This window comes from Flavobacterium sp. (genome assembly GCF_049590715.1).
Taxonomy (GTDB): Bacteria; Bacteroidota; Bacteroidia; order Flavobacteriales; family Flavobacteriaceae; genus Flavobacterium.
Window position 1 is genome coordinate 1 of the sequence record NZ_JBAWDL010000316.1, and the last position, 12,302, is coordinate 12,302.

Annotated in this window: 9 protein-coding genes, 2 tRNA genes and 1 riboswitch; of the genes, 6 read left to right on the forward strand and 5 right to left on the reverse strand. The window is 33.2% G+C overall.

The window, feature by feature from the left end; translation table 11 throughout:
- The coding region (locus WBQ70_RS13655) for a ribosome biogenesis GTPase Der (RefSeq protein ID WP_423915167.1) at positions 1–600 on the reverse strand (600 nt) is incomplete at its 3' end.
- A 315-nt stretch (positions 601–915) separates the two neighbouring features.
- Positions 916–1,797, reverse strand: a complete 882-nt coding sequence (era, locus tag WBQ70_RS13660; protein ID WP_423915169.1) for a GTPase Era — start codon at positions 1,795–1,797, stop codon at positions 916–918.
- A gap of 118 nt (positions 1,798–1,915) precedes the next feature.
- Between era and WBQ70_RS13665 the strand changes: the two genes are divergently transcribed.
- From WBQ70_RS13665 to WBQ70_RS13690, 6 genes are all read left to right on the forward strand, one after another.
- A tRNA-Met gene (locus WBQ70_RS13665) sits at positions 1,916–1,988 on the forward strand.
- 34 nt (positions 1,989–2,022) lie between these two features.
- A tRNA-Met gene (locus WBQ70_RS13670) sits at positions 2,023–2,095 on the forward strand.
- A 106-nt stretch (positions 2,096–2,201) separates the two neighbouring features.
- Positions 2,202–2,900, forward strand: coding sequence for a pseudouridine synthase (locus tag WBQ70_RS13675; protein ID WP_423915171.1), 699 nt, complete (start codon positions 2,202–2,204; stop codon positions 2,898–2,900).
- A 368-nt stretch (positions 2,901–3,268) separates the two neighbouring features.
- Positions 3,269–3,925 carry a response regulator gene (locus WBQ70_RS13680; protein ID WP_423915173.1) on the forward strand — a complete coding sequence of 219 codons (657 nt, stop codon included), beginning with the start codon at positions 3,269–3,271 and terminating at the stop codon, positions 3,923–3,925.
- A 620-nt stretch (positions 3,926–4,545) separates the two neighbouring features.
- Complete coding sequence (locus WBQ70_RS13685) at positions 4,546–6,027, forward strand: MFS transporter (protein WP_423915174.1); 1,482 nt, start codon at positions 4,546–4,548, stop codon at positions 6,025–6,027.
- Positions 6,028–6,226: 199 nt separating this feature from the next.
- Positions 6,227–7,711, forward strand: coding sequence for an MFS transporter (locus tag WBQ70_RS13690; protein WP_423915176.1), 1,485 nt, complete (start codon positions 6,227–6,229; stop codon positions 7,709–7,711).
- 81 nt (positions 7,712–7,792) lie between these two features.
- Here WBQ70_RS13690 and WBQ70_RS13695 read toward each other — a convergent pair whose 3' ends face one another.
- From WBQ70_RS13695 to WBQ70_RS13705, 3 genes are all read right to left on the reverse strand, one after another.
- Complete coding sequence (locus WBQ70_RS13695) at positions 7,793–8,764, reverse strand: T9SS type A sorting domain-containing protein (RefSeq protein WP_423915177.1); 972 nt, start codon at positions 8,762–8,764, stop codon at positions 7,793–7,795.
- 243 nt (positions 8,765–9,007) lie between these two features.
- Positions 9,008–10,045, reverse strand: coding sequence for a YncE family protein (locus WBQ70_RS13700; RefSeq protein ID WP_423915179.1), 1,038 nt, complete (start codon positions 10,043–10,045; stop codon positions 9,008–9,010).
- Between the two features lie 5 nt (positions 10,046–10,050).
- Entirely contained in the window at positions 10,051–11,886 is a 1,836-nt protein-coding gene (locus WBQ70_RS13705) for a TonB-dependent receptor plug domain-containing protein (protein WP_423915181.1), read from the reverse strand.
- 33 nt (positions 11,887–11,919) lie between these two features.
- Positions 11,920–12,154: riboswitch (cobalamin riboswitch) on the reverse strand.
- Positions 12,155–12,302: the final 148 nt, after the last annotated feature.

Below are 12,302 nucleotides of genomic sequence, written 5' to 3' on the forward strand. Positions count from 1 at the left end.
TCTTTCTTTACCAATCAAAGCGTTGATAAAACTTGATTTTCCAGCATTAGGACGTCCTACAACTGCAAAACGAGGCAAATCAGAAACTTCTTCAACCTCTGGTTTTTCTGGAAAAGCTTTAATTAAAGCATCTAATAAATCCCCTGTTCCACTTCCTGAGATACTTGCAAATGTGTAATATTCTCCTAATCCAAGGTTATAAAATTCCACTGCATCTTTCTCACGCATGGCATTATCTACCTTATTAACGGCTAACAATACTGGCTTGGTTACCTTACGCAACAATTTTGCAACAGCATCATCCATTGGAGTAATTCCTTCCTCAACATCTACTACAAAAATGATTACATCGGCTTCATCGATCGCTAATTCTACTTGCTTGCGAATCTCTCCTTCAAACACATCGTCAGAACCACGTACATATCCACCCGTATCAATTACAGAAAACTCTTTTCCGTTCCACTCGCTTTTACCATAGTTTCTATCACGGGTAACTCCCGAAACTGAATCTACAATAGCTTCTCTTCTTTGTATCAGCCTATTAAAAAGGGTTGATTTCCCTACATTAGGTCTTCCTACTATCGCAACAATGTTATTCATAATCTATTTTTCAAATATTCTGCAAAGGTAGGTAAAAAAGTAGCTAAGTAGCTAAGTTTCTGAATACCTAAGATTTTTATAATTTCTTGGAGCTATTTCCAGCTGTCCACTATATCTTTTATGCTGAACCCCAGCATAAAAGGATGCCGTTCCCATCTGGGCTATGGCATTTCGTTATCAAATTCCGTCTGTACGCACAGGGCGCATTTTATATTCGTACGGACAGGCCCGCTTCACATTCGTACGGACAGGTGCAATTCATATTCATACGGACAGGCGCGCTTCATATTCGTACGGACAGGTCGCGACCTGTCCCTACTGATTATACCCAAAACGCTTCAACATATTCACGTTGCTTCTCCAATTTTTATTCACTTTCACATACAATTCAATGTGAATTTGTTTTCCAAAGAATTTTTCTAAATCCTCACGAGCTTCCGTACCTACTTTTTTCAAAGCCGCTCCTTTGTGACCTATAATAATTCCTTTTTGAGTTTCACGCTCTACCATAATTAAAGAACGAATACGGATAATAGTATCTGTTTCATTAAATTCCTCTGTCACAATCTCAACTGCATACGGAATCTCTTTACTATAATTCAATAATATTTTCTCACGAATCGTTTCGTTTACAAAGAAACGTTCCGGTTTATCCGTCAATTGATCTTTAGGATAATAAGAAGGCGATTCAGGTAACAACTCTAAAATACGTCCAAAAACCTCTGGCACATTAAAATTCTTCAAGGCAGATATTGGGAAAATTTCTGCATTTGGCACTTTTGCAGTCCAGAAGGCTACTTGCTCTTCCAATTGTTCTTGATTTGAATTATCTATTTTATTCAACAATAATAATACTGGAATTTTAGCATGAATGATTTTATTAAAAAAAGCTTCATCTTTCAAATCTTGCTCCCCTATTTCCACCATATAGATTAAAACGTCAGCATCTTCAAAAGCCGATTTGACGAAATTCATCATCGATGCTTGCATTTCATAAGCGGGTTTGATGATTCCAGGCGTATCTGACAATACCATTTGGAAATCTTCTCCATTTACAATACCTAATATTCTATGACGTGTTGTTTGTGCTTTTGAGGTAATGATAGACAACCTTTCCCCCACAAATGCATTCATCAACGTTGATTTCCCAACATTAGGATTCCCTATAATATTTACAAAACCTGCTTTATGTGACATTTACTTTAATTTTAATGCTGCAAAGGTAGTTATATCAAGTGAATAGATGAAATAAAACATTTTTTAAAATTCTGTATTGGAAATATCGAATTTATATGTATCTTTGCACCCGAAACAACGCGGGATAGAGCAGTAGGCAGCTCGTCGGGCTCATAACCCGAAGGTCACAGGTTCGAGTCCTGTTCCCGCTACTAAGTTAATTTTATTGAGATTACAAACGCACATCGCGGGATAGAGCAGTAGGCAGCTCGTCGGGCTCATAACCCGAAGGTCACAGGTTCGAGTCCTGTTCCCGCTACTAAGAAAGCTTCAGAGAAATCTGAAGCTTTTTTTTATGCTTTATAACCAAGACTTTACCTAAAAAGGCTAGACAAATTAATTATCAACACATCTTTTATTTCCAAATGCTAGAAATCCTATACCAAGACGAATATATCATAGCCATTAATAAACCAAGCGGATTATTGGTTCACAAGTCATTTTATGCACGCGATGCAAAAGTGTATGCCATTCAAGAATTGAGAAATCAAATAGGCGGACAACACGTTTATCCTGTTCATCGCTTAGACCGAAAAACATCTGGTGTACTTTTATTCGCATTAAACAAAGAGATTTTAAAAATTATGAATGATCGTTTTGCTACACGCGAAGTCGAAAAAAAATATTTAGCCATTTTACGAGGTTGGTCACCCAAAGAGTTAACGATAGATTACGATTTAACCAATGATGATGACATTAAACAAAATGCAATAACCTACTTTCATCGTTTACAAAATGCCGAAGTTGAGTTAGAATTCAACAATCAACCTACGTCACGATATTGTTTAGTAGAAGCTATCCCTGAAACCGGACGAATGCATCAATTACGAAAACATTTCAAACATATTTTTCACCCCATTTTAGGAAGTCGCCCACATGGCTGCAACAAACAAAATAAATTATGGTTAGAGAATTATGAGTTAAAAGGGATGATGCTTCATGCGCATCAATTAATTTTTAATCATCCAATATATAATGAACCACTAATCTTGAATGCAACCATTAATGAAGAGTTTAGCAGAGTAGGCACTATTCTTAATCTTGATTTGAGTAAGTATCAATAGAATTATAATTTGTCAATTATTGTTCTATTAAGATAAGCATATTAAAACACAGTAATCATCAACTAAAACGTTAGATTTTCAATATTACTAACCACTAGAATGTGTAAAAGAAATATGATACTTTCTTAATGGATTCATTGCCTCATAAGTAAATTAAAAGTGAAAAGTCATATTCCCTTACTAAAACCTCGATTTCTTAAGGCAGAAAAACAAATTAAATACTTTAAAATTCATGCAAATTGGAATAATTAGGCTAAAAAAATTCAAAGTGTTTGTTTTCTTTATTAATCTATTTCAATTAATACGTATATTGCGTTCAATTTTAGTATTAAATACGTAACATTCCCTTAATAAAACTTAAGTAAATTATGAGTAATATCATTCGAGTAGTACTAGCAGATGATCATGTATTTGTAAGAGACGGAGTAAAATCCTTATTAGAATCTGAAGAAAACATCGTTGTTGTGGGAGAAGCTACAGACGGTCAAGAAGCTTTAACCGTAGTCGAAGAGCAAAAACCTGATTTATTAATCATAGATATACGCATGCCTCATCTTACAGGAATTGAGGTTGTAGATAGACTACGTAAAGCAAACAATTTTGTTAAAACAATTGTTTTATCAATGCATGATTCAGAAGAATATGTACTTAAATCTATTAATGCAGGTGCAGACGGATACTTACTAAAAGGATCCAGTAAAGAAGAATTTTTAAAAGCACTTCATACCGTTACTAATGGTGGTAAGTATTTTACAGGTGATATTTCGTCTATTTTGATTAACCAATTATCTAATCCTACTGCTGTAGAAACAAAAAGCAGTTTAGCCGAAGAATTAACCATTACCAAAAGAGAAAAAGAAATTTTAAAATTATTACTCTCAGGCAAAGGAAACAAAGAAATAGCTGAAACATTAGATATAAGTAAGCGTACTGCCGAAGTACACCGTTTCAACTTGATGAAAAAACTAAAAGTAAAAAACCTCATGGAACTTTCAAATAAAGCAACCGAATATTCGCTTTTATAAAACAATCCATTATTCTACTTCATAAAAACTACTAAGTATTTTTTTTGTTTCTACATCAAAAAATTATTAAGTAGTTTTTTTTTGTTATCTATCTAAAACCATTTTACTTTAACTGAAACTCAAAAAACGAAAGAACATTACATAAAAAAACATCAACAACATACTCCTTTTTATTGATGAAAATTTAGACCAAAAACTGAATTTAAAAACCATTGTAAATGTCGGCTTTTATACTTCTTTTCATTTACATAGAATTTTCAAAATCATCACAAACGAAACAATTAACGAATACATCACTCGCAAAAGAATTGAAAAAACGGCAGCGATTCTTATACACCAAAGAGAAATTTCAATTTCGGAAGTTTCTATTCGGTATGGATTCATCAGCATTGTAGATTTTTGTATCCCCATTGAATAAAAAACAGCCCTCACCATTCTGGTTTTATTAAATGAGATTTTAATTTCACAATAAAGCCACATTAATCTTTAACTCCAATAAAAACAAATTATATTTATTTATAAAATTAAGTAAAAATACTTAATTTGTTTCAAAAAAAACATCTTAACGCAGGTTTAAATACGCTTTAATACTTATTTTTGTTAAAACAAAAACACGTGTTATGACGCAATCAAGCTCTTTATCAAAATCACATAAAATGTTACTCCTTAATACACTGGCATTTACTATTTGTTTTGCTTGCTGGACGCTAAATGGTGTATTAGTTACTTACTTAGTTGACAAAGATATTTTCAACTGGAGTGTCACTCAAGTAGGATGGTTACTAGGTATTCCTATTTTTACGGGTGCTATAATGCGTTTACCCATCGGAATTTTAACTGATAAATTTGGTGGCAAATATGTATTTTCAACATTACTTCTCTTATGCTCTATACCACTATTTCTATTATCGCTTGCTAATAGCTTTTTCATGTTTGCTATTCTAAGCTTTTTATTCGGAATGGTTGGTACCAGCTTTGCTGTTGGAATTGGATACACTTCCGCATTTTATCCAAAAGAATGGCAAGGTAGAGCATTGGGGATTTTTGGAATGGGGAATGCAGGAGCTGCTATTACTACTTTTGCAGCTCCTTCATTACTTAATTATTTCTCTATTGCTGATCCTCAAAATGGATGGAAATTTTTACCGATATTTTATGGCTGTGCTTTATTATTTATAGGAGTCCTTTTTTTATTTTTTGCCGAAAACAAAAAAACAGAACAATCAAACCGTACGATAATGCAAATGGTTTCTACCTTAAAAAGACCAAGAGTATGGCGATTTGGAACCTACTATTTCTTAGTTTTTGGAAGTTTTGTAGCCTACTCACAGTGGTTGCTCCCAAATTTTATGAATGTTTACCAAACAAGTATTGTTATGAGCGGGATGTTTGCCGCCATGTTCAGCCTACCTTCTGGAGTGATTCGCGCTTTTGGTGGTTATTTATCAGATAAATTTGGAGCAAGAAAAGTAATGTATTACGTTTTGAGTTCCTCGGTTCTATTGAGCGCTTTATTGATGATTCCTAAAATGGAAATTAAAACTGCTGGGGCAGGTATAATGGCACCCAAAAAAGGAACTATAACATCCATATCCCCTACTACTATAAAAATTGATGATATTGATATTACCATTGATTCCAAACCAGAAAAAGCAGTGGAAGGCGCTATTTTTCCAACCAAATCAACTTGGCAACAAGTAATGGTAAAACAAAATCAAGAAGTCCATAAAAAGGAATTGATAGCCAAAGGAATTACCCAAATCAATTTTGATGCTAATATGTGGGTTTATCTTATATTAGTCATCTTAATTGGAATTTCTTGGGGAATTGGTACCGCAGCTGTTTTCAAACACATACCAGAATACTTCCCTACAGAAATTGGCGTTGTAGGGGGCATGGTAGGCTTAATAGGTGGTCTTGGAGGATTCTTTGGTCCACTTATCTTTAGTAATTTATTATTAATTACAGGAATCTGGTCTAGCTCTTGGCTCTTCATTCTAATATTCTCAGCAATATGTTTAATTTGGATGCACATTACCATCACTACCATGATGAATGAAAACCAACAAACCATTGCCAAACAAATAGATCGAAAAAATTAAGAAAAGCCAACCCATTTAATAATGACCGAAATAGCAACACTCTATTTCGGTTTTTTTTATCCTAAAAAATAACATATGCTCCATTTTAAACAAATACTTAATTAAATTACGTATAAATACTTAATTATTTTTAAAAACCTGCGTTTTGGCACGTTTTTACCCAATTCTACTACTTACATTTGTAAAAAATATAAGTAGTATGAAAAACACAAACACATTAGCAAAATCACATAGAATGTTATTTTTAAATACGTTAGCCTTCACTGTATGTTTTGCATGCTGGACGCTAAATGGTGTATTAGTTACTTTTTTAGTAGATAAAGGTATTTTTAATTGGAACGTTGTTCAGATTGGATGGTTACTTGGAATTCCCATTTTAACTGGAGCCATTATGCGTTTGCCTATTGGAATCTTAACTGATAAATACGGTGGGAAATATGTTTTTTCTACCCTATTACTCCTGTGCTCAATCCCTCTTTTTCTTTTACCTTTAGCCAATAGCTTTTTTCTATTTGCAATCTTAAGCTTTTTATTTGGAATGGTAGGAACCAGTTTTGCAGTTGGAATTGGATACACCTCCATTTTTTACCCAAAAGAATGGCAAGGTAGAGCATTGGGGATTTTTGGAATGGGGAATGCTGGAGCTGCCATCACCACTTTTTTAGCCCCTTCACTCTTAAATTATTTTTCTATTGATGATCCTCAAAACGGATGGAAATTATTACCTATCGTGTATGGTTTGGCTTTATTAATTATTGGTATTTTGTTTCTTTTATTTGCTGAAAACAAAAAAATGGAAAAATCAAACCGTACTATCCCACAAATGTTGACGACTTTAAAAAGTCCACGTGTATGGCGTTTTGGAGCTTACTATTTTCTAGTATTTGGTTGTTTTGTAGCATATTCGCAATGGTTGTTACCTAACTTTATGAATGTATACAACACCAGCTTAGTTATGGGCGGAATGTTTGCTACAATGTTCAGTTTGCCTTCAGGTGTGATTCGTGCTTTTGGTGGTTATTTATCTGATAAATTTGGCGCACGTAAAGTAATGTATTGGGTTTTAATTTCATCCGTGGTACTAAGTGCCTTATTGATGATCCCAAAAATGGAAATAAAAACAGCAGGTCCCGGTGTCATGGCAGGCAAAAAAGGAATTGTGACTGCCGTATCATCAACAAATGTCCGTATTGACGATAAAGATTTCCCTATTGATGCGAAACCTGAACCCGTAACCGAAGGAAATATTTTTCCAACAAAATCTTCTTGGCAAAAAGTAATTGTAGCTCAAAATCAAGAAGTCAACAAAAAAGAACTTCTCGCTACAGGCGTTACCCGAATTACCTTTGATGCGAATATGTGGGTGTATCTTATTTTAGTAATCCTAATTGGTGTGTCTTGGGGAATAGGAAAAGCAGCTGTTTACAAACACATTCCTGAATATTTTCCCACCGAAATTGGAGTCGTGGGAGGAATGGTAGGTTTGTTAGGTGGGCTTGGTGGTTTCTTTTGTCCTATTATCTTTAGTTATTTATTGAGTACTACCGGAATCTGGTCAAGTTCATGGATATTTGTACTTCTATTCTCTGTCATTTGTTTAATCTGGATGCATATCACTATTACGAATATGATGAACGAGAAACAACCAGATATGTCTAAAGAAATAGATCGAAAAAACCAATAATACTAAAAATAAATTAAAAAAAGGGAATCTAGTTTCGTATTTAAAAACTGGATTCCCCTTTTTTTTTTCAATAGCATGATATTATTTGACTATAATCTTTTTAATTATTTTTTGATCATCAACAATAAATTCCGCAAAATAGTTACCTGAAACTAAATCTGAAACAAAAAGTTGTTTACCATTGGTACTATTACTTTTTTTAACTACTCTTCCTGTAAAATCATAAATAGCAACAGCATATTCCTTATCTGTCATAATAAATAAGACATCTGAAACTGGATTAGGATAAATAGATAAAGTAGCAATTTCTTTAAAATCATCAATAGCTAAACTTTCAATTTGATTGATAACCCCTACTGCATCTAAGTCAAACCCTCCTGATGGAAAAGAAGTAGAATACAGTTCGTTTATAATATTTCCCTTACTGTCATAGGTAGCATAAAGAGGATCTATTGTCCCAATAACATCAATTATTTTAACATGGGTGATCTTATTTTTATCTAATAAGGCATTATCATCAAGATCAGATAGATCAAATGGAGTTCCATAATTAGCTTTGTATTTCCCTGCAAGATTATGAATATAAGTAGCATCAACTGATCCAAAACCTCCTACTTGAGTGGTAGTTTGCGTTTGACTATGTGATGGAAATCTAAAAAAATTAATTCCATCTGAACTAACTTCAACAAAGGCAAGTTCTAAAAAGGTATCTGAAAAGGAATTTTCAAAAACAGCAAAATCATAGCCCGTACCATTCATAATAGGTTTATCAAAAGTAACAATAGCATTGCCTCCATCCCCTAAACTCACCACACCAGAACCATTAGGTGTTCCTATAGCGCTGTCAGCTGTACCTACAGTAGCAAAAGGGCCTGTTGGATTTTTGATATCTTGAGGACCACGAGTAATCACCGCTCCTGTTGCCCAACTTTTAAAAACAGTACTCGTTCCTGCAATGGCCGTAGATCCTGACTGTCCTACTGGTCCTGGATACGATTGTCCATTACTATAAATTGTGATTAAAAAAATAGCTAAAAATAATTTTGTTTTCATAATTTTTATTTGATTTTATGGTATTAAGAAATAATTTAAAAAAGCATATTTTATCTATTACAGACATTACTGTAGAACTTTAGTAAGCTGGAGAATTAGGATGTCAGTATGAGCCTTTCGAATACTTTATAATAAAATCATTTCGAGAAGCTCAATATGACATATTTAACTAACATAGATTTATTTCAGAATAAATATTCTCTTTAGTCCTAGAATAAAAAACATTTTAGACACTGTCATGTTTTATTTTAAATTATTTGCGTAAAAACTATTAGGCCCCAATCCCACAGAGACTGTTTTCAGAATAACTCCAGCAGAAGAATATACCGTAACAACACCATCAGCAGTAAAACCACTAGCATCCGCAGTATAAATTTGATCTTTTATTACTCCAAAACCATACAATGTAGACCAACTATTATCAGTTACTGAGAATAAAGGTGTTTCATTAAAACTAGTTGCCACTAAATCCATTACATAGACAGAAGTTCCTGCGGTATAATAAATCTTATTGGCTTCAATATCCATATTCAAAGCTCCTTTTAAAGTCGTGGACTCTATAAACGTGATAGCATCTGTGGTGGTATTGATTTTAAATAATTTACTTTTGGTAGTATTGCCACACAACACATAAACAACTCCATTTTGTTCTTCAATTGAGTTAATCCCTTCTTCTACATCAATAGTTGATAAAACTGTATTAGTAACAGGGCTAACAACCGTTACTCGATTTCCATAACCGTAAGCACCATTCATTACATACAATTTTCCATTTGCAGCAACAATTTTCTCCGCCGTTTTATTCAAAGGAATTGATGCTATATAATCATAAGTTGTGGCATCATATACCGTAATTGCATTCGAAATAGCATTGGTAACATACAATTTCCCATTTAGTACCAAACTGTAACGAGGATTTTCTAATTTCTCAGTGATGGTTCCTAAACTCACAAAAGTATAGCGATTAACCACTTCAATTTTATTAGAATTATTCAAAACAATATATGCTTTATCCTTATCAAAACTCATTGATTGCGCCACATCACCCAACTCTTTTGTTGGATTAACTGATAGGAATATACTGTTTTGAAAAGTCATAAAATCATTTGAAATATAAGATACAGAAGCATTAGGTGTTCCAAAATTCCCTTCATTCAAAATCAATATTCCATTATCATATGCTCCTAAGGGAACATTAATTTCTGGAACATTTTCCTTTGTACATGAAGCAAATAAAAAAGTAAGGAGTAAAATGCTTAAAAAGTGTTTTGTTGCTTTCATTTTTTTTAATAATTAAGATTCAAATAAATAGTTAGGTTTCGCCCAGGCATATAGCGGCTGGGAAGCGCTTGATAATTTTCGTTCCAAAGATTAGCTACTTTTACACCAACTTTAAAAATATTTTCTTTACTAAAATTGTAATCCACTCCTATATTAGAAACCGTATATGCGTTCAGAATATATTTAGGACTATTATCAGATGTTGTAAAAACATCACCTGTAAATAGTGCTTGATAATAAGCGGAAGCTTTTTTATGACTATAGCTTAAACTTCCCGTTAGTTTATGAAAAGGAACATAAAAAAGTTGTTTTTGGGTTCTTTCATCTTTAGAAACCGTATAGGAATAATTGCCACTGAAATCAAATTGATGTTTATTCCATTTTTGGTGCCAACCCAACAAAACCTCTGCTCCATAAATGGAAACTTTATCCGTATTTATAGGAGACCATGTTCCTGAATTAGTAGGCAACCACCGAATCATATCACTGATTTTAGAGCCGTAAGCGGTAAACAATAATCGGAAATCGTGATAATGAAATTCGTTCCCTATTTCAGCTTGATAGGATTGCTCTGGCTTTAAATCTAGATTGCCACTTCCAGCCCAATACAAATCATTAAAAGTGGGGATTCTATAATTTTTTGAAAAATTAAATCTCAAATTATTAACCTGAGAAACGGTATAACGAGAACCTACCGAAAAAAGCACCGGACTTTTATAGCCATTCGAAAATTCTTTTCTGATACTCCATTCGTAATTCCAATGGTCTGTTAAAACCTGTTTCCATAAAAGACTCATTCCAGAAATATCGCGGTTATTACTCCCAATTCCCGAGCCAGATCCATTATTTTTAGTATAATCAAAAATGGAATTTAGCTTACTTTTTTTTGACAAATAATAATCAATAGCGTACTTCCCTATAAAACTTTTGACACCTCCAGAGGTAAAACCAACTCTATTTATATCTTCAAAATAATGATACTCTTCAGTTATATACGCTAGTTTCAGATGTGTATCAAAAGAAGCAAAAGAACTGCTCCATGTAAGTAGATTGCGCGTATTATAATCTTGGTATTTGGTTTTAGTAGCATTAAGAGACGTTAATGAAAAATGACGCTCACCATCATATACTTCGCTATAGAATTTTAGACTGTTCTTGCTATTTATTTTATATCCAAAAGCAACATCTAAGGATGTATTATAATATTGACCATTAAGATTTCTATTCTCTTTTCCTATAAATTTAAAATCGTTATCTGAGCTATTCCTAGTGATACTAGCATCAAAACTGATCTTTTTAGTGGCTACTGTGATTCCATATACAGCACTTATGGTATTGAAATCGCCGTAATAAATTTGAAAGTCATTTTTGAAGGTATTGGTAAATTTCAGATCATTATTCAAATGAATAGTACCACCAATGGCACCACTACCATAGACTACACTACCACCACCCGCTTTGACATCAATGGAATTAAATCCACGAGTTGAAATGGTATTGAAATCCGTTTGTCCTAAAAGTTGTGAGTTAATATTTATTCCGTTCCAAACCACTACAGTTTGTTGGGCGGTGGTACCTCTAAAAGATGGTGAAGACACCATTCCTAGACCATTTTCTTTAAAATAAATACCTGTATTATAATTTAAAAAGGAGGTTAAGGATGCGGCATTTTTACTAATTACAGAATCATTCAAATGCTGAATTGATTGTGTATTCGAAAATTGCTTTAGATAAACATCAGAAACGATGACTTCCTTTAGGGCATGAATACTCTCCGTTTGTGCCAATACAAACTGGCACATCAAAAATAAGATGTAAAAAAACGATATATTTCTTGTCATAATACTTCAAATCCCTTTTTCCCGAGAGATTTATATTAGTTAAGAAATAAGGCAGGTCTCCTGGCTTGCGTCTTGTTGTTTACCTTCTCATTCGCCAAGGCGAACAATGGTTTGTAGATAACAACAAGCTTTATAGCTTACAGTTGCGGGAACAGCTCAGGTTTTTAGATTAAAACTTTTATGGTTATAAAAGCTATATTTAATCTGTCACCTGATTCCCTTTTAATGCTATTTTAGAAAAATAGCAACCTTAATTCGGGCGCAAAAGTAGTTTTTAATTTCGCTACAAACTAAATTAAATAAAATAAAAATTTTATTTAAGTAGCAAGCAATGTATATTACTATCCTTTAAAGCTAATTAAAAATATTTCACTTTGCTGATTTTCAATTTATTGTATCGATTATTATCTTTTACC

Excerpts from the sequence above, each read along its gene's own strand:
- era (WP_423915169.1), bottom strand. The coding sequence starts at position 1,797 with ATGTCACATAAAGCAGGTTTTGTAAATATTATAGGGAATCCTAATGTT.
- WBQ70_RS13675 (WP_423915171.1), top strand. The coding sequence starts at position 2,202 with ATGCTAGAAATCCTATACCAAGACGAATATATCATAGCCATTAATAAA.
- WBQ70_RS13680 (WP_423915173.1), top strand. The coding sequence starts at position 3,269 with ATGAGTAATATCATTCGAGTAGTACTAGCAGATGATCATGTATTTGTA.
- WBQ70_RS13685 (WP_423915174.1), top strand. The coding sequence starts at position 4,546 with ATGACGCAATCAAGCTCTTTATCAAAATCACATAAAATGTTACTCCTT.
- WBQ70_RS13690 (WP_423915176.1), top strand. The coding sequence starts at position 6,227 with ATGAAAAACACAAACACATTAGCAAAATCACATAGAATGTTATTTTTA.
- WBQ70_RS13695 (WP_423915177.1), bottom strand. The coding sequence starts at position 8,764 with ATGAAAACAAAATTATTTTTAGCTATTTTTTTAATCACAATTTATAGT.
- WBQ70_RS13700 (WP_423915179.1), bottom strand. The coding sequence starts at position 10,045 with ATGAAAGCAACAAAACACTTTTTAAGCATTTTACTCCTTACTTTTTTA.
- WBQ70_RS13705 (WP_423915181.1), bottom strand. The coding sequence starts at position 11,886 with ATGACAAGAAATATATCGTTTTTTTACATCTTATTTTTGATGTGCCAG.